At 64.7% G+C, this 18,370-nt stretch carries 19 protein-coding genes, 1 tRNA gene and 1 pseudogene; 7 read left to right on the forward strand and 14 right to left on the reverse strand.

Translation table 11 applies throughout. The features are described 5' to 3' along the window. Positions 1-71: 71 nt before the first annotated feature. From ACH196_RS30720 to ACH196_RS30740, 5 genes are all read right to left on the reverse strand, one after another. Complete coding sequence (locus tag ACH196_RS30720) at positions 72-1,031, reverse strand: lipid A biosynthesis lauroyl acyltransferase (protein WP_396650654.1); 960 nt, start codon at positions 1,029-1,031, stop codon at positions 72-74. Next, entirely contained in the window at positions 1,028-2,056 is a 1,029-nt protein-coding gene (locus ACH196_RS30725) for a zinc-binding dehydrogenase (RefSeq protein WP_396650655.1), read from the reverse strand. Before ACH196_RS30725 ends, ACH196_RS30720 begins: the two co-directional genes overlap by 4 nt. Before the next feature lie 83 nt (positions 2,057-2,139). Further along, entirely contained in the window at positions 2,140-3,411 is a 1,272-nt protein-coding gene (locus ACH196_RS30730) for a beta-ketoacyl-ACP synthase (RefSeq protein WP_396650656.1), read from the reverse strand. 17 nt (positions 3,412-3,428) lie between these two features. After that, positions 3,429-4,613, reverse strand: coding sequence for a beta-ketoacyl-ACP synthase (locus ACH196_RS30735; protein ID WP_396650657.1), 1,185 nt, complete (start codon positions 4,611-4,613; stop codon positions 3,429-3,431). Between the two features lie 33 nt (positions 4,614-4,646). After that, positions 4,647-4,931: an acyl carrier protein gene (locus tag ACH196_RS30740; RefSeq protein WP_396650658.1), complete on the reverse strand. Its 285-nt coding sequence runs from the start codon at positions 4,929-4,931 to the stop codon at positions 4,647-4,649. Positions 4,932-5,103: 172 nt separating this feature from the next. Here ACH196_RS30740 and ACH196_RS30745 point away from each other — a divergent pair, with 172 nt between their 5' ends. Next, a complete protein-coding gene (locus tag ACH196_RS30745) occupies positions 5,104-5,931 on the forward strand; it encodes a glycine-rich domain-containing protein (protein ID WP_396650659.1) in 828 nt (275 codons plus the stop codon). A 189-nt stretch (positions 5,932-6,120) separates the two neighbouring features. Here the strand turns inward: ACH196_RS30745 and ACH196_RS30750 are convergent. Continuing rightward, positions 6,121-6,196, reverse strand: a tRNA-Thr gene (locus ACH196_RS30750). A gap of 183 nt (positions 6,197-6,379) precedes the next feature. Here ACH196_RS30750 and ACH196_RS30755 point away from each other — a divergent pair. Then, positions 6,380-6,547, forward strand: a complete 168-nt coding sequence (locus ACH196_RS30755) for a hypothetical protein (RefSeq protein WP_396650660.1) — start codon at positions 6,380-6,382, stop codon at positions 6,545-6,547. A gap of 88 nt (positions 6,548-6,635) precedes the next feature. Here the strand turns inward: ACH196_RS30755 and ACH196_RS30760 are convergent. After that, positions 6,636-7,263, reverse strand: a pseudogene (locus ACH196_RS30760) (glutathione S-transferase family protein). A 250-nt stretch (positions 7,264-7,513) separates the two neighbouring features. On the opposite strand from ACH196_RS30760, the gene ACH196_RS30765 reads away from it, so the two are divergent. Together ACH196_RS30765 and ACH196_RS30770 are read left to right on the forward strand one after the other, a co-directional pair. After that, entirely contained in the window at positions 7,514-9,025 is a 1,512-nt protein-coding gene (locus ACH196_RS30765) for a YdiU family protein (RefSeq protein ID WP_396650661.1), read from the forward strand. 163 nt (positions 9,026-9,188) lie between these two features. Beyond that, positions 9,189-10,229 carry a GH25 family lysozyme gene (locus ACH196_RS30770; RefSeq protein ID WP_396650662.1) on the forward strand — a complete coding sequence of 347 codons (1,041 nt, stop codon included), beginning with the start codon at positions 9,189-9,191 and terminating at the stop codon, positions 10,227-10,229. Between the two features lie 104 nt (positions 10,230-10,333). Here the strand turns inward: ACH196_RS30770 and ACH196_RS30775 are convergent, their stop codons facing one another. From ACH196_RS30775 to ACH196_RS30795, 5 genes are all read right to left on the reverse strand, one after another. Then, positions 10,334-10,777, reverse strand: a complete 444-nt coding sequence (locus ACH196_RS30775; protein WP_396650663.1) for a hypothetical protein — start codon at positions 10,775-10,777, stop codon at positions 10,334-10,336. Between the two features lie 183 nt (positions 10,778-10,960). Beyond that, positions 10,961-11,779 (reverse strand): transglutaminase family protein, encoded by an 819-nt coding sequence (locus tag ACH196_RS30780; protein ID WP_396650664.1) that lies wholly within the window; start codon positions 11,777-11,779, stop codon positions 10,961-10,963. Between the two features lie 170 nt (positions 11,780-11,949). After that, the gene (locus ACH196_RS30785) at positions 11,950-12,549 is read right to left on the reverse strand and encodes a YdeI family protein (protein ID WP_396650665.1); all 600 of its coding nucleotides are present in this window, start codon (positions 12,547-12,549) and stop codon (positions 11,950-11,952) included. Positions 12,550-12,597: 48 nt separating this feature from the next. Then, positions 12,598-13,104: a DUF992 domain-containing protein gene (locus ACH196_RS30790; protein ID WP_396650666.1), complete on the reverse strand. Its 507-nt coding sequence runs from the start codon at positions 13,102-13,104 to the stop codon at positions 12,598-12,600. Positions 13,105-13,237: 133 nt separating this feature from the next. Then, complete coding sequence (locus ACH196_RS30795; RefSeq protein ID WP_396650667.1) at positions 13,238-13,519, reverse strand: acylphosphatase; 282 nt, start codon at positions 13,517-13,519, stop codon at positions 13,238-13,240. A 284-nt stretch (positions 13,520-13,803) separates the two neighbouring features. On the opposite strand from ACH196_RS30795, the gene yghU reads away from it, so the two are divergent. Further along, positions 13,804-14,679: a glutathione-dependent disulfide-bond oxidoreductase gene (gene yghU, locus ACH196_RS30800; RefSeq protein WP_396650668.1), complete on the forward strand. Its 876-nt coding sequence runs from the start codon at positions 13,804-13,806 to the stop codon at positions 14,677-14,679. 25 nt (positions 14,680-14,704) lie between these two features. Here the strand turns inward: yghU and ACH196_RS30805 are convergent, their stop codons facing one another. After that, a complete protein-coding gene (locus ACH196_RS30805; protein WP_396650669.1) occupies positions 14,705-15,109 on the reverse strand; it encodes a dihydrofolate reductase in 405 nt (134 codons plus the stop codon). Between the two features lie 212 nt (positions 15,110-15,321). Here ACH196_RS30805 and ACH196_RS30810 point away from each other — a divergent pair, with 212 nt between their 5' ends. Continuing rightward, positions 15,322-16,533, forward strand: a complete 1,212-nt coding sequence (locus ACH196_RS30810) for an MFS transporter (protein ID WP_396650670.1) — start codon at positions 15,322-15,324, stop codon at positions 16,531-16,533. Positions 16,534-16,574: 41 nt separating this feature from the next. On the opposite strand, the gene ACH196_RS30815 is transcribed toward ACH196_RS30810, so the two are convergent. After that, positions 16,575-17,018, reverse strand: a complete 444-nt coding sequence (locus ACH196_RS30815; protein ID WP_396650671.1) for a cupin domain-containing protein — start codon at positions 17,016-17,018, stop codon at positions 16,575-16,577. A gap of 310 nt (positions 17,019-17,328) precedes the next feature. On the opposite strand from ACH196_RS30815, the gene ACH196_RS30820 reads away from it, so the two are divergent. Beyond that, complete coding sequence (locus ACH196_RS30820) at positions 17,329-18,000, forward strand: hypothetical protein (protein WP_396650672.1); 672 nt, start codon at positions 17,329-17,331, stop codon at positions 17,998-18,000. Positions 18,001-18,370: the final 370 nt, after the last annotated feature.

Here is an 18,370-nt window from a genome sequence, read left to right on the forward strand (position 1 = left end):
CAAGGCTTAACGGATTATGTCGGAATGTGTTCCCTCGTGATCTTTCACGGTCTCGCGACCGGCTACAGATTTCAGACGGCCTTGCGCGCGCGGCGGCGGTTGGCATGCGTCAGCTTCCAGCGCTTGTGGAACCACATCCACTGGCCGGGGTCCTCGCGCACCCAGCGCTCGACCACGTCGTTGAGCAGTTGCGCCGTGGCGTCGGCGTCGATGCGCCCGTTCTGGAGTCGCGGCAGATCGAGTTTTGGTTCGATCACCAGGCGAAAACGGTTGCCGGGCAGGCGGATGCAGCGGGCCGGATAGACGTCGCATTCATATTGCCGCGCCAGCTTCGGCAGCAGAGGGCTGGTCTCGCAGGTCCGGCCGAAGAAGGTGGTCGGCAGGCCGTTGCGGAATTTCTGGTCGACCAGCACGCCGATGGTGCCGTTGTTGTCGAGGATTCGTGCCAGCGTGAAAGACACACCGGCGCGCGAGGCGATCAGGTCGCCCATGGTCGAACGGCGCGTCGAATTGATGTAGTCGGCGATGTAGGGGTTGTTCGGCGGCCGGAACAGCGAAGTCACCTTCATGCCGTAGGCGGCTCCGGCGATCGGCAGCAGTTCGAAATTGCCGAGATGACCGGTGAACAGGATGTGCGGGCGGTCCTCTTCCGCGATTTTCTTGAACAGCGGTATGCCGTCGACCTCGACGCGGCCCGACGTGCTGGAGTTCAGGTCAAAGTCGAACAACTGGTCGAGGAACACATATTCGGCGGCGAGCCGCGCCATGTTGCCCCACATGTCCAGCGCGATGGCCTTGATCTCGTCCTCGCTCTTCTCCGGATAGGCTTTTCGCAGATTGTCGAGCGCAACGCGATGGCGGCCGACAAGCGGCCCGAGCCGCCGCGCCGTCCGGTCGGCGAAGGCGATGGCCTTGTCGGCGGGCAGAAACCGCAGCACGCGCATGATCGCCAGCGCCACCTGCGCCGTCAGCCAGTAGCCGGCCTGCCTGAGCGCGCGCGACCAGTGATAGAGACGATCCCGCGACTTCATCCGACCCGCAGGATGATTTTTCCGAACACGTCGCGGGTTTCCATCCGCTTCAGCGCGTCGCCAATAGAAGCGAAAGCGACCTCGGTGTCGATGACCGGTTTGACGATGCCGGCGGCCATCTTGTGCATGGCGTCAGCCATGTTCTGCATGCGGCAGCCGAACGACCCGAAAATCTTGATCTGCTGCTGGAAGAGCTGCATCAGGTTCATCTGGGTGGAGACGCCCGAGGTCGAGCCGCAGGTGACAATGCGGCCGCCGCGCTTCAGGCAGAGCATGGAGCCGGCCCAGGTGTCGGCCCCGACATGCTCGAACACCACGTCGACGCCCTTCTTTTTCGTCAGCTTGCGCACGACCCCTTCGAACCGGTCCTCCCGGTAGTTGATGACGTAGTCGGCGCCGAGCGCCGCTGCCTTGTCCATCTTGTCGTTCGAACCCACCGTGGTGATCACCGTGCAGCCCATGCGTTTTGCAAGCTGGATCGCCGCCGTGCCAATTCCGGAGCCGCCGGCATGGACGAGGATCGTCTCACCCGGCTCAAGCTTCGCGTTATCGAACAGCATGTGCTCGACCGTGCCGAAGGTCACCGGCGCAACCGCCGCGCCGACCGCGTCGACGCCGGGCGGGGCAGGGACCAGCAGGCGCGCCGGCAGGTTTATTTTCTCTTGCGCAAAACCGTCGAGGTGAAATCCATGCACCCCGCCAACGTGCTCGCAAAGATTGTCGCGGCCGCTCTTGCAGGCCTTGCACAGGCCGCAGGTGCGCGCGCCATACATCGACACGAGCTGCCCGGGCACGAGGCCCGCTACCACGGGGCCGATCGCCTCGACCTCGCCGGAGGCCTCGGCGCCGATGGTGAGCGGCAGCTTGCGCTTGGCAAACGCCATGCCGCGCCAGCCCCACACGTCGATGTGGTTCAGCGCCACCGCCTTGATGCGCAGCGTCACCTCGCCGATCGCCGGCGGGGGCGGTTCCGAGATGTCGACCTCTTCAAGCCTGCGGTCTTCGATCAGTTGCAGCGCGCGCATTATTGGACTGTCCTATGGGCGGGCGTCGGTTCGCTCGAAAGCTTTGCAAACAGTAACCGCTCGGAAAAAGGTGAGCGCGCCGCTTAGACCGGTTCCCGCGTCATGACAAGGCACGTGTTCTGCCCGCCAAAGCCGAAGGAATTGGAGATCACCGTCGAAACATCTGCGGAACGCTTGACGTTGGGCACCACGTCGAGATCGATCGCTGGGTCGGGATTGTCGTAGTTGATGGTCGGCGGGATGACGCCTTCCAGCATGGTCATCAGCGAGAACGCCGCCTCGATGGCGCCGGCGGCCGACAGCGTGTGGCCGATCATCGACTTGTTGGATGAGATCGGGATCTTTTTCGTCCGCTCGCCGAACACCGTCGACAGCGACAGATGCTCCATCTTGTCGTTCTCGGGCGTCGAGGTGCCGTGGGCGTTGACGTAGTCGATGCCGTCTTCGCCAAGACCGGAATCGGCGAGCGCCGCGCGCACCGCCGCGATCGCTGGCGAGCCATCGGGCTTGGAGCGGGTGCGGTGGAAATCGTCGGCGCGCTCGCCGCAGCCGGCCAGGATGCCCAGAACCTTGGCGCCGCGGGCCAGCGCGCTTTCCAGCGATTCCAGCACGAGCGCGGCCGAACCCTCGGCCAGCACGAACCCGTCGCGGTCCTTGGAAAACGGCTTCGACGCCTTTTCCGGCACCTCGTTCTGGGTGGAAAGCGCCGACAGCAGTGAGAAGCGGATCAGCGCCTCGGCGGTGGCCGAGCCGTCGGCGCCGATCGACAGCGCGCGGTCGCTTTCGCCGCGCCGGATCGCCTCGACGCCAAGCTGGATCGATGTAGCGCCCGAGGCACAGGCGGTGGACAACGTGATCGGCAGGCCGCGCGCGCCGAATTTTTCCGACAGCCGGTCGGCGATCGAGCCGAACTGCGTGGTGTCGAAAATGTCCAGTGACCTCAGCGCCCGCGCCGCGTCGGCGATGCGCTCATTGGCCGTCGCGCCCTTGCCATCATGGTAGAGCGCCATGCGGTCTTTCCAGTCCAGTTCGACCGGCGGCGAGGCCAAAAACAGCGGGCCGCCGAAATCCTCCAGGCTCAGTCCGGATTGAGTAACCGCCTCTGTGGCGGCGGTATCCGCGAGCTCGAAGGTCAGCGGACTGGCGCCCTGGTCGCTCGACTTGAGGAAATCGACGGTGCCGGCGATCTGCGTCTTCAGATGGTCGGTAGGAAACCGGGTGATGGCGTGGATGCCGGAGCGGCCGGAGGTCAGCGCCTGCCAGTTGTCCTTTTTGCCGACGCCGAGCGAGGTGACGACGCCGATGCCAGTGACGGCCACCAGCGGCCTGCCGAGATGATCCGTGGTCTTGCTCATGGCGCTGCTCTTCCTGCTCAAGCGCGGGCGATCAGCGCCGCGCCTTCGAAGATATGGTAGCCGACCGTCGTCGCCAGCGCCCGTTCCGGCGCGCCGGCTGCCGGCTTCTCCGCCGCGGCGTCGAAGGCCGGATAGGTCGCGCCCTTGTGCATGGCGAGTGCAGCCAGCGCCACCGCAAACGGGAACTGCGCCTCCTTCATATGCCCGGTGCGCGTACCAAAACCGCGTAGCGCCACATTCGGCAGAGCGTCGAAGGCTGCCTTTTCGGCGGCAGTTGCGGCATGCGCCCCGGACGCGCCGGAGAGCGCCAGCAATTGCCCATCGGGCACAGTCAGGCGTCCCAGCAACTCCGAGATCCCGGCCTGCAGATCCTGCTTCGGTCGCCGGAGGCGCGCTGAGACCACGCTCTCGATCTTCGCGTAGGGTTTTTTGCCCCGGCCTTCCGCATGTTCGCGCGATTCCAGTACGAGGAACGCTCCGCCGGAACCGGAGACCACGCCGCCGCCTTCGGAACCGGCGCGCTGCCACACCGGCTGCCACGGCGCGCGGTGCAGATAGCCGCCGAGTTCGTAGCCCAGCAGCATGTCGGCGTTTTCGGCGTTGAAGTCGCCGCCGACCAGCATGTGGTTCGACTGGCCGGAGCGGATGCGCGCCACAGCCGTCTCGACCGCCGCGATGCCGGCGCCTTCCTCGCCCATGAAGGTGCGCGACGAACCCGTCACCTTGTGGACGATGGAGATGTTGCCGGCGAGCAGGTTGGAAAGCTGCGCCAGGAAAAGGGTAGGGCGCAGATCCGTGGTCAGTTTTTCGTTGAGCAGCACTTCGCGGTCGTTGCGCGTGGCGGAGGCTTCGAGGATCGAGGCATCCACTGCCTCGTCGCGCTCGCCGCCGGCGGCCGCTACCACCATGTCCATCGAGGCGCAAAGCGCTTCGTCGTTCTTCAGCCCGGCGTCGTCCAGCGCCAGCCCCGCCGCATAGACGCCCAGCCGCTGCCAGGTCTCCATCTGGCGCTGGTCGCCGCGCTTCGGGATCTGCAGGTTCCAGTCGATTGCCGGCAGCGGGTGCACCGAATAGGGCGTGAAACGCTCGCTATCCACGATGGGCCCGGCCGCCTCAGTCAGCGCAGCCCAATGCGCGTCGGGACCTTCGCCGAGGCAGGAAACCAGTCCGATGCCGGTGATGACGACGTCGCGCGCGCTCATGTCAGCCTGTCGGCCAGAGTCTGGCGGGGCCGCTCAGGCCGCTGCCTTGGCGGCGACAAGGCCGTCGATCTTGGCGCAAAGATTCTTCATGACGAAATAGTCGTCGGTCGACGCCTTGCCGTCGTTGACTTCCTGCGTCCACTTCTCGAGCGGCACTTTTATGCCGAATTCCTTGTCGATCGCGAAGACGATGTCCAAAAAATCCAGGCTGTCGATGCCGAGATCGTCGATCGTGTGGCTTTCCGGCGTGATCTTGTCGCGGTCGATCTCGCTGGTCTCGGCGATGATGTTCGCGACCTTGTCGAATGTCGTGGACACGGGGAATCCTTGGTAAAGAGTGCAGAGACGCGCGGCACGCGCAAGTTTGCCGCTGTCTAATCGGTTTTGGTGATTTGGGAAAGTGCGTTTTGCCACACAACCCATGCGGCCGGCTGGGAGCAGCGATCCAATGGCGCATGGCTGGAAACCGCAAACGGATTAGGATAAACATATGGTCCACGAGGGTGGGCCGCTGGTGGACGTTGAATTCAGCACCGAGATCGACCTCTCTCAAAGGGACAGACCGACCGCTGACCCGCCATCCCGGCTTTCCGATCCCGACCTTTTCGCCCGCATCGATGCCTACGCGATCGGACCCGCCGACACCGAATTGAGTTTTGCCAGCCGTCTCGCCCGCGAAAACGATTGGTCCGACGGCTATGCGGCCGAGGTCATCGGCGAGTACAAGCGTTTCATCTATCTCATCTGCATATCCGCAGGCTCCCTGACGCCGTCGCGCGACGTCGACGAGGTCTGGCACCTGCATCTGACCTATTCGCGCGACTATTGGGAGCGGTTCTGCCGCGACACGCTGAATCGCGACCTGCACCATACGCCGACCGAGGGCGGGCCGACCGAGGCTGGCAAGTTTTACGATCTCTACAACGATACTTTGCGTAGCTATGAGGCGGAGTTCGGCGTCAGGCCGCAGCTTCAGATCTGGCCTGACCCCAAATTCCGGTTTTCCGAAACCACTAGCCCGGTGAAAGTAGCCGCCGACCGCCATTTCTTCTTCAAGAAAGACTATGGCGCATCGCTGCTTATCGCCTGCGTGGCCATCTTCTTTGCAGGCGGCACAATCGGGAGCGCCTATCCCAACGAATTCTATCCAGCAATGTTCTTCATATTCCTCATTTTTCTCGTGGGCGCACTTTTGGTCGCAACCTTACCCATCAAGGGCAAGGCACACAGCGGCGTCTCGGCCGGCTGCGGTTCCAGTCCGTCAGGCTGTAATGGCGCGAGCGGATGCGGCGGCGGAGGTTGTGGCGGCGGCGACTGATTCCCTGGGAAAAACGGGCCGCCCCTTGCCAGGCGACCTGCCTTCGGCGCGCTCGCGGCATCTCGCCGCGCGGCCTGTTGGTGGTCATAGCCCCGACCCGACCACCGTCCTAGCTGTGTATGGCGGTGCGTATCGGGGCGTTTGAAAAAATGCCAAATTATTGATTTCATTCTCATTTTAAGAATGAGATGGTGCCCCCGGCAGGAATCGAACCCGCGACCTTCGGTTTACAAAACCGCTGCTCTACCAGCTGAGCTACAAGGGCATGCGTCTGCGGTAACCATATATGCGGCCGACAGTAAAGACAAAAGTCTGAAATCGGTTACCGGCGCGGACGGAATGGCGTCGGCGGTGCGGCGCGGGGTGCTGCTTTTCTGCGCGGATCGCCCTTAAACCAGCCGGATTTCCCTCCCATATTTCGATAGGTTGGAAACCGGGAGGCTGCCGGATGATCAGGTTCGTGTTGATTGCGATCGGACTGGCGGCGCTTTGCCTGGTCCTGCTCAAGCTCGCCAGGGAACTGAAGTCGGCCAATGTCGACTGGAAGGGCGTGGCTTTCGCCTGCGGGTTCGTTGCGCTTGCCTTCTATCTGCGTCACGCGACCGGCTTGGGCTGATCCCGTCTGGCCTGCTGGTTCCGCCCGTCCTTCGGACCCGCGCGCCAGCGGTTCTCGAACCTTCTCGTGAACGGCCGAGAAGGACGCTTTACGCCGGCGCGATGAACGGCTGCTGTATGTTCTGGAACACCGGCAGCGATTCCATGCGGTCCCAATGCGCCGTCAGGTTGGGATAGTCGGCGAGGGCGACCAGACCCGGATGCGCTTCGGAAAGGTGGCGGAGCATCGTTGCGACGATGATGTCGGCATGGCCGATCGTGTCGCCGAACCAGTATTCGCTCGATCGTGCGGCGCGGTCGGCGTCCAGCAGCGAAAGCGTGCCAAAAATCTGCGCGCTGCAGCGCTCCACCCAGAGGTCGGAGTTCCGCTCATGCAGCTTCAGCTCATAGAACAGGCTGACCGCCTTGTCTGAGATGCCGGCGGCCAACGCGGCGACCTTCAGCGCGCGCCGCCGCGCCGGCTCCTCGACCGGGAACATCCGGCGCTCCGGCTCTACGAGGCCGTCGAGATGGTCGATGATGATGTGGCTGTCGATCAGCGTCTCGCCGTCGTCGAGCACCAGCGTCGGCACCCGCAGAAGCGGGTTGTAGGGCCGGATTTTTTCGGCGTCGCCGAAGGGTCGACCATGGGCAGTGTTCGTAGGGCAGGCCGTAAAGCGTCATGGCGATGCCGACGCGGCGGACAAAAGGCGAATCGTACTGGCCGATGAGGATCATGGTGTTGCTCCGCTAAGCAATGCGACAGTGCGATGGCCGGCGGAGCGAAGACAAGGGTCGTGGAATGGGCCAGCGCAAGTCTCCTGCCAAAAGCTGTCCTCCGCCGCGCTGCCCCCGTCTCCTGGCATGGGCGCAGCGGAACATGGCGGCAAGGCAGCCGTTCGGCGATAGACAGGGATAAAGTTGCCAAACCAGAGGCGACTTCCGATATGGTGGGCAGGATAGGGACGCAGGAGCGTCGAGACGGATCATGGATCAACTGACCGCCGAAACATTGGCCGCAGGGAATGCCGGCGGCTTTAGCCAGGGCAGCTACGCGGAGCTTCCTGAGCGTTTCTTTCAGCGCGCCGATCTCGTGCCCGTCGCCGCGCCAAAACTCATCAAGCTGAACAGGCAACTGGCCGAGGAACTCGGGCTCGATGCCGATTTCCTGGCCAGCGACGAGGGCCTCGCCGTGCTCGCCGGCAATGCCTCGCCGAAGGGTGTGCAGCCGCTGGCGCTGGCTTATGCCGGGCATCAATTCGGCCAGTTCGTGCCGCAGCTTGGCGACGGGCGCGCGCTGCTCATCGCTGAGGTCGTCGACCGCAACGGCCGCCGACGCGACATTCAGTTGAAAGGCTCGGGGCGCACGCGTTTTTCGCGCGGCGGCGACGGGCGGGCCGCACTCGGTCCGGTGCTGCGCGAATATCTCGTGAGCGAGGCGATGGCGGCGCTCGGCATTCCGACCACACGTGCGCTGGCCGCAGTCACCACCGGCGAGATGGTTTTTCGCCAGCCGCCGCAGCCCGGCGCCATATTCGCCCGCGTCGCCGCCAGCCATATCCGCATCGGCACGTTCCAGTATTTCGCCGCGCGAAGCGACCGCGAGGCGCTGAAGACGTTGGCCGACTACGCGATTGCCCGCCACTATCCCGAGGCGGCGACGCAGAAAAAACCCTATCTGGCCTTCCTCGAAGCAATCGTCGCCGCGCAGGCGCGGCTGGTGGCGCGCTGGATGCTGGTCGGCTTCATCCACGGCGTGATGAACACCGACAACATGTCGATCTCCGGGGAAACGATCGACTACGGGCCGTGCGCCTTCATGGACGCCTATCATCCCGGCACGGTGTTTTCATCCATCGATGCCGGCGGCCGCTATGCCTACGCCAACCAGCCGCGCATCGCGGTCTGGAATCTTGCCCGGCTGGCCGAGACGCTGCTGCCGCTGCTGGCGGAGAACGACGACGAGGCGGTGGCGCTGGCCGAGGACGCCTTGCGAAAATTCCAGGCGGCCTATGACGGCGTCTTCCATGCCGGGCTGCGGCGCAAGCTCGGGCTCTTCACCGAACGGTCGGAGGATCTGGCGCTGGCTGGCGGCCTGCTGGAAACCATGGCGGGCAACCAGGCGGATTTCACGCTCGTCTTCAGGACGCTGGGCGAAGATCTGCGCGCGGCAGCCGGGGAGGGGGCGACACGGTCCCTGTTCGCAAATCCGGCCGAGTTCGATGACTGGGCGAAGCGCTGGCGGGACCGGCTCGCGCTAGAGCCTGAGCACGATGCCGGGCGGCAGGCGGCGATGAATGCCATCAATCCGAAATACATTCCGCGCAACCACCGCGTCGAACAAATGATCCGCGCGGCGGTCGATCAATCGGATCTTGGACCGTTCGAGGAATTGCTGTCCATGCTCGCGAAACCGTTCGACGAGCAGCCCGAAATGGCCGCCTATGCCGATCCCCCGAAGATGGAAGAGCGGGTGCTGGAGACTTTTTGCGGAACGTAGGTTGGCGCCTATTTTTTGGGGAGGCAAGGTCGCAGCAAGATGAATTTGGCGGCTTGGTAAAAAATCGATTCAAACTTTATTGGTAATTTCTCGTTAGGAATTGAACCCGGCTTTGTCGGGGGCGTCCGCCTTCGGTCTGTCTTGTTTCTGCGTACAGGTCCAAATGCGGTCGCCAAGCGTCGTCATCACTCTTCTTGCCGCCCTCTGCCTTGCCGGCTGCACCTCCAGCAGCGGCGTCGCCAGCCTCCAGATCCAGGAGCCGTCTTCCGAAACGACGGCCTCCGTCGCGCGGCCCGAAGCGGCCGTCGGCGAGGCCGAAACCGTTTCGGCGCTGCTGGAGGAGGCTGCGGTGGAGGAGACCGCGGTGGCCGTCGCCCGCCCGCCCGCGGCAGTCGACACCGACGTCGAGGCGATCGCGCTGGTTGGGCCGGAAAAGCCGGCCAAGATCCTGCTTGCGCCGAAACCCGCGGCGCGCCCGGCCGGTCTGGCGCGGGGCACCATCTACCGGCATCGGTTCCGCGACGCAAAACCGATCAATTTCGGAAAAACCTCGCCGGGGCAATATGCCGTGCACGGCGTCGACGTGTCGCGCTGGCAGGGCTCCATCGACTGGATGAAGTTGCGCAGCCAGGGCGCCAACTTCGCCTACATCAAGGCGACGGACGGTGGCGACCACCTCGACCCGATGTTCCGCACCAACTGGCGGGCCGCCGGCGAGGCTGGGCTGAAGCGCGGCGCCTACCATTTCTTCTACTGGTGCCGCACCGCCGGCGAGCAGGCCGACTGGTTCATCCGCAACGTGCCCAGGGTGGAGGGCGCGCTGCCGCCGGTCATCGATGTCGAATACAACGGCGAATCGCGCTGCAAACGGCGGCTGTCGAGGGCGCGCGTCCAGGAGAAGATGCAGGTGTTCATGGACAAGCTGGAAGCCTACTACGGCCAGCGCCCGATCATCTACACCGCCCCGGATTTCTATCGCGACAATCTGCGCGGCGCCTTCCCCGACTATCCGTTCTGGCTGCGCGCCGTGGCCCAGCACCCTTCAAAGGTCTATCCGGGCCGCAAATGGCTGTTCTGGCAGTATTCCGGGTCCGGCCTGTCGCATGGCGTCAAGGGCAAGATCGACCTCAACGTCTTCAACGGCAGCGAGCGCCAGTGGCGGAACTGGGCAGGCGGCCAGTCGGTAATGGCCGACGCCGACTAGCCGATTCGCTTCGCCGGGCGGAAGTACGGCTTCCGCCCGGCCGAAACGACAGCCGCGCCGGCCACAGTTGCGGCCGGCCTCGGATCGATCGCGATGCGGCGCCTTTAGGCTGCCCAGCCAACCAGCCTTCTGAAGGTCCGCGCCCATCTTGCCCGCCGTTCCGCGCCGCGCACGTGCTGGCGAAGCAGTTTGGCGAGGCCGGCTCCGGTCATCGTGCCGTTGTAATGGCAATCGCAAAGCATCCAATGGGTATCCCGATGGGTCAGATCGAAGAATTCCATCGCGTCGCCGAGACTGTCGCCCTTCAGGCCTTCGGCGCGCAGCATAGGGTCGTTGAACGCGACCGTCAGCGGTGTGTTGCTGCCGCGATAGGCGCGGAGTTCGTCGGGAGACAGATGTTCCAGCCGCCTCAGCGCGTTCAGCGGCCCGGCGTGGCGTTCCAGTGCTTTCGCCCACATTTCCAGGCGCTCGCCCGGAGTGAGAGGCTTGCGGATCAACGGGATCAGTTCGGCGGTCGACATGATCTCGTCAGGGATGAGGTGCTTCATGGCAGGCTCCTTCATTGAAGAGACCCTTGGAAAGCTAGCGCGGCCGATTGGCGCGGACAGGAGGGGGCCGAGGTATTTTCGATCACAAATCGACGCGTGGCGCGGGCATGCCTGAACATGCCGTGCCGGCGGATGGCTGCCTTGGCGGCTACACGGTGGGACCGCTGCTTCGAGGTGACGCGCCTATTGCGTCGACAGGTCCTGAATCTCGTAGGTCCAGACCCGAAAACCCTTCAGCACATGCGGGCCGAAGGAGTTGATCAGCGGGATGTCGGCGGCGTCGCGGCCGCGCGCGATGACGATGCGGCCGATGCGCGGCTTGTTGTTGCGTGGGTCGAAGGTGCGCCAGGCGCCGTCCAGGAACACTTCGATCCAGGCCGAAAAATCCATCGGGTCGACTACCGGCACGCCGATGTCGCCGAGGTGGCCGTTGACGTAGCGGGCTGGGATGTTGAGGCAGCGGCAGAAGGTCAGCGCCAGATGCGCGAAATCGCGGCAGACGCCGACCCGCTCGTTATAGGCGTCGAAGGCGGTGCGCGTGGAGCGGGCCTGCTGGTAGTCGAAGCTGATGTGGCGGTTGACGAAATCGCAGATCGCCTGGACGCGGCCCCAGCCTGGCGGAATGGCTCCGAACAGATCCCAGGCGGCCTGGCTGAGCTTGTCGGTTTCACAGTAGCGGCTGCCCATCAGGTAGAGTAGGCATTCGTCGGGCAGGTCGGCGACGGCTATCTCGCGGGCGTTGGGCAGGATGGGGTCGAGCTGACCGTCATCGTAGATGGTGGCGTCGCCCCATAGCGTCAGCATGCCCGCCGGCGCGACCAACCGGCGGCAGCGGTTGCCGAACAGGTCGCGATAGGTGGTTGTGCGGGTTTCCGGCGTGGTGAACAAGGTTTCCGGCGTGCGAAGGTCGGCGCCGCGCTCCTCGTGGATGGCCAGCAGGCATACCAGCGGCGTTTGCTGGGGGCAGTCGATGGTGATCTCGTAGCCGTAGCGGATGAGCATCCGGACCTTTCGGCAGGCAGACCGGTTTTCCAAGTGACATCACTCGGGAGCAGGCGCGCGTGCAATGCACAATTTTCATGACAGTGCGCCGTATCACGGGGCAGCGCAAGCCGGGTAAGGGAAGGGCGGCCGCAGTTGGGAAACTATCGCGCGGCAATGCCGGCCCGGCCTCATTTCCTGCCTTGCGGATAGATCGTCTCGCCGCGCTTCAGCATGGCGACGAAATTTTCAATCTTCTTCCTGCGCCCGGCTTCGGTCTTCATGTTGTGGGTGCGGAAGGCCAGCGCGAAGCGGTTCTGCGCGCTGAGCTTGCCGAGCATTGCCCTGGCCTCGGGTTCGGCGTCGATCGCCGCCTGCAGGTCGGCGGGGATTTTCATGTCCGTGCCGCTCGCGTAGGCGCGGTCCCAGCGCCCGTCGGCCTTGGCCGCCTCGACTTCCCGCAAGCCGTTCTCGGTCATCCGGCCTTCCTCGATTAGCCGGGCGACATTGTCGACGTTGAGCTTGCTCCATATGCTTTTCCTGCCGCGCGGCGTGTAGCGCTGTAGGAAACTTCTGTCGTCGAGGCCCTTGCGCACCGCGTCGATCCAGCCCCAGCAGAGGCAGACGTCGATGGCCTGCTTCGGGGTGATCGATTTCAACCCCGAAGCCACCTTGTGGATTTTTATCCAGACCTCGTCGGCAGTGGCGTGGTGCCTGCCGAGCCATATGTAAAAGGCGTCGGCATCCTCGAACTCGTGAACCTTGGCGGGGTCGACGTGAACAGGCGCCATTTTTCCGCGCGGCTCGACGAGGCGGAGCGTTCGGGTCGCGCGCCTGCCTTAGCTCGGCGTCAGCGTCACCGACGTGCCGGTGGCGGCGAGGTTGAGGCCCCACTGGCCGGTCACGCTTATCGTCTGCAACTGGATCGAGCCGGCCGTGCCGCCGACCAGCACGTTGGCGCCGACGCCGGCGATGACCGAGGCTTCCGCGGTGACGCCCTTGTAGAGGCCGGCGAGCGAGCCGCGATGATAGCCGGCCGTCGGCGCGAAGACTGCCCACACCAGCTTGCCCTGCGTGGTGAAGCCGAGATCCACGCCCATCTTGCGGATGGTGCCTGTATAGTTTTCGGTGGCGCGGCTGCCGATCGAGGAATGGAACACGCAGTCGAGTTCCTTCGCCGAGCCGAGCACATAGCCGGCGCCGCCGCCGATCCCGCAGGAGAGCGTGCCGATCTTCACGCCGTCGCGGTCGTCCGGTTCCTCGTAGACCCTGAGATCGGCGGCGTTGGCGATCGTCACCGCCAGAAGCGCCGCGGGCGCGAGAAGGGCGGCAAGAACGGTTTTCATAACACTCTCCATTTGCAAAACTGTTGGCCCATCCCCAAACAAGTCTACGCTGAAACGCCATCAAGGCGGAAGAGCGGCGAAGCGGCGCGTTCGCGGGGCCGAAAGCGCGGCACTCCACACGAAATGCGCGAAATCAGCGAAGGATGCGAAAACCGTCTTGCGTATCGCCGGCATCCACCGCGTCGAGAGCGACGCCGGCGACCGCCGCCCCGGGCGGCCCTGCGTGCAGTTTGCGGATCATCTCCGAGACTGCGCCTTCCGGCCCGATCAGCAGAGCGGTGACCGAACCGTCGGGCTCGTTGCGCACCCAGCCGGCGAGGCCAAGCGCCTCGGCTTCTTCAAGCGTCCAGAAGCGGAATCCGACGCCCTGGACCCGGCCGGTAATATGCGCAAGCGTTGCGGTTGGAGTGGTCATGGATAAGAGGAGACGCAGGGAGCATGGCGAAAACTTGACGCCGCGCCATCGGGCGCCGCATTCCGCACGGCTCCTGCTTAGCCGCCGGCGGTGAGCCAGCCGCGTTTTCATGTTGGCGCAAGCGCCGCCGCGGTGGCGGGCCGGCGCTTCGGCTCCTATCTGACCTTGACCGGAGCACTCCCTTTGCGGGACGGTCCGGAACGGACGGGGCGCAAGCCGTCGCGGTTCGCCGGTTTGCCGGCGATCCGCAGAACCATAAATCCATCCACGCGGGATCCGAAAAAATGTCCGATGCGCAAAAATACACGCCACCGAAGGTCTGGAGCTGGAACAAGCCCAGCGGCGGCGCCTTCGCCAGCATCAACCGTCCGGTCGCCGGCCCGACGCATGAAAAGGAACTGCCGGTCGGCAAACATCCGCTGCAGCTCTATTCGCTGGGTACGCCCAACGGCGTGAAGGTCACGGTGATGCTCGAGGAACTGCTGGCGCTCGGCCATGAAGGCGCCGAATACGATGCCTGGCTGATCGATATCGGCAAGGGCGATCAGTTCGGCAGCGGTTTCGTCGAGGTCAACCCGAACTCGAAGATCCCGGCGCTGCTCGACCGCAGCGGCAAGACGCCGGTCCGCGTGTTCGAATCCGGCGCGATCCTGATGTATCTCGCGGAAAAGTTCGAAAACGCCTTCCTGCCGACCAGCCAGCCGGCACGAGCGGAAACGCTGTCCTGGCTGTTCTGGCAGATGGGCAGCGCGCCCTTCGTCGGCGGCGGCTTCGGGCATTTTTTCGCCTACGCGCCGGAAAAGATCGAATACGCCATCGACCGCTACGCCATGGAGACAAAACGCCAGCTCGACGTGCTCGACCGGCGGCTGGCCGACAACGAATACGTGGCGGGCAGCGAATACACCATCGCCGACATTGCGATCTGGCCCTGGTATGGCGGCATGGCGAAGGGCTGGCAGTATGACGCCGGCGAGTTTTTGGCGGTGCACGAATACAAGAACGTCATCCGCTGGGCCGACCAGATCTATGCACGGCCGGCGGCCAGGCGCGGGCGCATGGTGAACCGCACCAGCGGCAATCCCGCCAGCCAGTTGCGCGAGCGCCACGACGCCAGCGATTTCGACACCAGCACGCAGGACAAGGTCGCGGCGGAGTAGGGCGCACCCTGGCGACTCCCGGGCGTCAGACCTTGCCGACCAGCCAGCGCGGGTTGAACCAGCGGTCCGCCGGCCCGTCATAGGGCAGGCGGGTGATGTCCCAATGGCTGACGAAAGGCGCGTAGGCATCCCAGACCGGCGGACCGCCGCCGATGAAAACGACGCGGCCGGCAAAGCCGGCAAGCGTCTGCGCGGGATCCATGCTGGACCGTACAACGATCAACTCGCGGTCGGCATGGGCGAATTGCGGAACGCTGGCGATCGTCTTCGGCCCGGCCAGCAGGACATGGCCGCGCGTCAGCGCGAAGAATCGGGCAACATCGGCCTTATATTCCGGGTCGCGATTGCCCTCCCATGGCAACCTGCCGTTCAGCCCGAGCTGGCCGGACTGGCCGATCGCGCACATCACCCTGACGACGGTCTGTTTCATGCACCGCAGCTTGCGGCTACAAGCGGCGCAAGACAAGCCGGCGAGACAACCATGCAGGCAGGGCAGAGCCGCTTGGCGGCTGACCACGACAATCCGATCCGCATGACGGAATCGGCCGGACAAAAAATTCTTCCGAAATGTCGGGACGACGCGCAACCGGGCGTTCCTTGGCCGAGCGGGCTTTTCGGGCCGCGCCATTTCGGGAGAAAATCATGAGCCATTCCTATCGCTGGGTCATCGTCGCGGCGGGCGGCCTCTTGGGCTGCGTCGCCATCGGCGCCATGTTTTCGCTGCCGGTCTTCCTGCTGACCATGTCGAAGGACACCGGCTGGTCGGTGACCGGCATCTCCAGCGCCATGACCATCGGCTTTTTGGCGCTGGCGGCGGCCAGCATGGTCTGGGGAAATCTTTCCGACCGGTTCGGGCCGCGGCCGGTTGTGCTGGCCGGATCGGTCATCTTGGCGGCAAGCCTGGCGCTGGCCAGCCGGGCCGGCTCGCTGCTCGAGTTCCAGTTGATCTTCGGCGTTCTGGTTGGCGGCGCTACGGCGGCCGTCTTTGCGCCGATGATGGCGGCCGTCACCGGCTGGTTCGACACGCAGCGCGGGCTGGCCGTCTCGCTGGTGTCGGCCGGCATGGGCATGGCGCCGATGACCATGTCGCCGCTCGCCGCCTGGCTGATCACAATCCATGACTGGCGCACCTCGCTGCTGATCATCGCCGGCATCGCCGCCTTGCTGATGATCCCGGCGGCGCTTTTCGTGCGCAGCCCGCCGGCGCTGGCCGAAGGCCACGCCGAGATGACTGACGAGGGTGGGCCTCGATCGGACATGACCGTCGGTGAGGCCGTACGCTCGCCGCAATTCATTGTGCTCCTGCTCGCCAATTTCTTCTGCTGCGCCACCCATTCCGGGCCGATCTTCCACACCGTCAGCTACGCGGTGACCTGCGGCATCCCGATGATCGCGGCCGTCACCATCTATAGCGTCGAGGGGCTGGCCGGCATGGGCGGGCGCATCGCCTTCGGCCTGATGGGCGACCATTTTGGCGCCCAGCGCGTGCTGGTGCTGGGGCTGTTCGCGCAGGCGTTCGGCGTGCTCGCCTACGTCTTCGTCAGCCAGCTCGGCGGTTTTTATGCCGTCGCGGTGCTGGTCGGCTTCATCTATGCCGGCATCATGCCGCTCTACGCGGTGATCGTGCGCGAGAATTTCCCGATGCGCATGATGGGCACCATCATCGGCGGCACCGCCATGGCCGGCAGCCTCGGCATGTCGACCGGGCCGCTGCTGGGCGGGCTGATCTACGACAATTTCGACAGCTACGCCTGGCTCTATATCGGCTCGTGGGGCATGGGCATCGCGGCCATGCTGATCGCCATGACGTTCCGACCCTTCGCCAGGGCGCAACCGGCGCTGGCGGCGGCGTGAGATTTTTCGCGGGCCGGCCTGGTCGGCTGGCCCCGCGAAAATTACTGCTTCAAAATGGTGTTCGGCTCGTCGCCCTCGACCTGGTCGATGACCAGCAGCCGCACCGTGTCGGTGCCGACATTGGCGCCCTGGTGCCAGAGGCCGATCATCTCGACGATGAAGTCGCCGGGCTTGTAGTCGGTGCTCTGGCCGGTCTCGACATTGGTGACGCGCAGGTTTCCGGCCTGCACATAGGCGTAGCGGGGATGGGGATGCTTGTGCACCGGCAGCGAGGCGCCGGGCGCGATCTCGAATTGCGAGACGATGACGCGCGCATCCTTTTCAGGCAGCACGATCGGCTGGCCGGCGGCGGTGACGTTGGTCGAGGCGAGTGGGGTGACGACCACCGGCTGCGGCGCCGGATCGAGCGCAAGCGCCGGCAAGGCGAACGCTGCCGTGCCGAAAAGAACCAGCCCGGCGACGGCGTGGCGAAACTGCTTGGTCATCATGAGCCCCCCGATTTAATGGCCGGACGTGTTGTGGCCCGGCACAGGATGGGAAGCAAGGGCGCGGTCGTCGATGCTGGCGTGGAGCGGGCTTTCCGCTCAACGAGATGGCGCGAGATGTTGTCACCCGGGCTGAAACCGGCTCCGATACATGTGAATGCGCTGGCTGTGGGAGAAGATGGTCGACCGACGGCGAGCGGGTGTCGGGGGAGGCCGGGCGAGGGGTGTTCCAGCTTGGGGAAGCATCCACTAATCTGTCTTGCGCCCCTCAATCTCAATCATCATGCCCGCTCCGCCAAAATCGCCGCTCATGCCCGAACGCATCGCCGAGCTCCGTTCGATGCTGCTTTCCGGCCGACGTCGCCGCAAACTCGACGCCATGGAGGAGGCGGCCCTGGCCCGTGCATCGGCCGCCCCTCTCGTGCCCGACATCGCGCCGTTCATGACCAGCAGCGACTATGTGCCGGTCGGGGAGCAGGAGTATGACTTCTCAGGCCATGCGCCGCTGGCCTTCCAGGCGATGTCGACCATCGAGGCGATCGGCGTGCCGCCGGACATCGAGACCTTGCGGCGCCTGCTCAACGACCACCAGCTCATCGTCGTGCCGGAAGCCTGCTGCGACCAGGGCGCCTATATTGGCGACTACAGTTCCGAGACGCTGTCGCCCGCCGGTTTCGCCGCGCGCCTCGTGCCGCTGATGGGAGTGGAGGGGTTCGGCCTGTTCACCGAGCTTGCCGCCAATGCGCGCCATGAGAACGACCTCATCGCCGATCCGGCCCGGCGCACCGTCGTCAAGCTCTCGCTCCTGGGGGCTGCGCTCACGGTGGCCTCGATTGCCGTGCTGCGCGGGGAAATGGCGGCCGTCCAGACGCTGCCCGAGGTGGCATCCCCGGCGACCCGGAGGGGCTTTGCGCTGCGCGACATGGCGGCTGATGTCTTGAAGAATCTCGACCGCGAACCGTCGCGCCACGACGGTTCCTGACTGGACCGCCCGGCTGGACCAGCATCGGGAAGTAGCATCCGCGCGCGCCGCGCGACCTCTTGATATGCCGCCTGCATTCGCCGGGCAAAGCTCCCCAGGGTTAGTTCCTTTTTCCGTTTTTGAGCAGGTGGAACGCCCCTATCGCCGCTTTGTCGGCCTTGTCAGTCTGCCTGGTCATGCTTGATTCGCAAAAATCCACGCGGGTCGCGATCAACCATCTGTTTCTGCTTGGCTTTACAAGCATGACCTTGCTTTTTGAACGGCCTTCGGCGTGCTCCGAACTAGGTTATACCAAGGGGAATGAGCCTTGACCGACCGCGTCGCCCCTCATCCGCCCTTCGGGCACCTTCTCCCCGTGAAGGACGAGGAG

The sequence above is a fragment of the Mesorhizobium sp. IMUNJ 23232 genome (assembly GCF_044326205.1).
Classification (GTDB): Bacteria; Pseudomonadota; Alphaproteobacteria; order Rhizobiales; family Rhizobiaceae; genus Kumtagia.

Coding starts and splice junctions, on each gene's coding strand:
- ACH196_RS30720 (WP_396650654.1), bottom strand. CDS start 1,031: ATGAAGTCGCGGGATCGTCTCTATCACTGGTCGCGCGCGCTCAGGCAG.
- ACH196_RS30725 (WP_396650655.1), bottom strand. CDS start 2,056: ATGCGCGCGCTGCAACTGATCGAAGACCGCAGGCTTGAAGAGGTCGAC.
- ACH196_RS30730 (WP_396650656.1), bottom strand. CDS start 3,411: ATGAGCAAGACCACGGATCATCTCGGCAGGCCGCTGGTGGCCGTCACT.
- ACH196_RS30735 (WP_396650657.1), bottom strand. CDS start 4,613: ATGAGCGCGCGCGACGTCGTCATCACCGGCATCGGACTGGTTTCCTGC.
- ACH196_RS30745 (WP_396650659.1), top strand. CDS start 5,104: ATGGTCCACGAGGGTGGGCCGCTGGTGGACGTTGAATTCAGCACCGAG.
- ACH196_RS30755 (WP_396650660.1), top strand. CDS start 6,380: ATGATCAGGTTCGTGTTGATTGCGATCGGACTGGCGGCGCTTTGCCTG.
- ACH196_RS30765 (WP_396650661.1), top strand. CDS start 7,514: ATGGATCAACTGACCGCCGAAACATTGGCCGCAGGGAATGCCGGCGGC.
- ACH196_RS30770 (WP_396650662.1), top strand. CDS start 9,189: ATGCGGTCGCCAAGCGTCGTCATCACTCTTCTTGCCGCCCTCTGCCTT.
- ACH196_RS30775 (WP_396650663.1), bottom strand. CDS start 10,777: ATGAAGCACCTCATCCCTGACGAGATCATGTCGACCGCCGAACTGATC.
- ACH196_RS30780 (WP_396650664.1), bottom strand. CDS start 11,779: ATGCTCATCCGCTACGGCTACGAGATCACCATCGACTGCCCCCAGCAA.
- ACH196_RS30785 (WP_396650665.1), bottom strand. CDS start 12,549: ATGGCGCCTGTTCACGTCGACCCCGCCAAGGTTCACGAGTTCGAGGAT.
- ACH196_RS30790 (WP_396650666.1), bottom strand. CDS start 13,104: ATGAAAACCGTTCTTGCCGCCCTTCTCGCGCCCGCGGCGCTTCTGGCG.
- ACH196_RS30795 (WP_396650667.1), bottom strand. CDS start 13,519: ATGACCACTCCAACCGCAACGCTTGCGCATATTACCGGCCGGGTCCAG.
- yghU (WP_396650668.1), top strand. CDS start 13,804: ATGTCCGATGCGCAAAAATACACGCCACCGAAGGTCTGGAGCTGGAAC.
- ACH196_RS30805 (WP_396650669.1), bottom strand. CDS start 15,109: ATGAAACAGACCGTCGTCAGGGTGATGTGCGCGATCGGCCAGTCCGGC.
- ACH196_RS30810 (WP_396650670.1), top strand. CDS start 15,322: ATGAGCCATTCCTATCGCTGGGTCATCGTCGCGGCGGGCGGCCTCTTG.
- ACH196_RS30815 (WP_396650671.1), bottom strand. CDS start 17,018: ATGACCAAGCAGTTTCGCCACGCCGTCGCCGGGCTGGTTCTTTTCGGC.
- ACH196_RS30820 (WP_396650672.1), top strand. CDS start 17,329: ATGCCCGAACGCATCGCCGAGCTCCGTTCGATGCTGCTTTCCGGCCGA.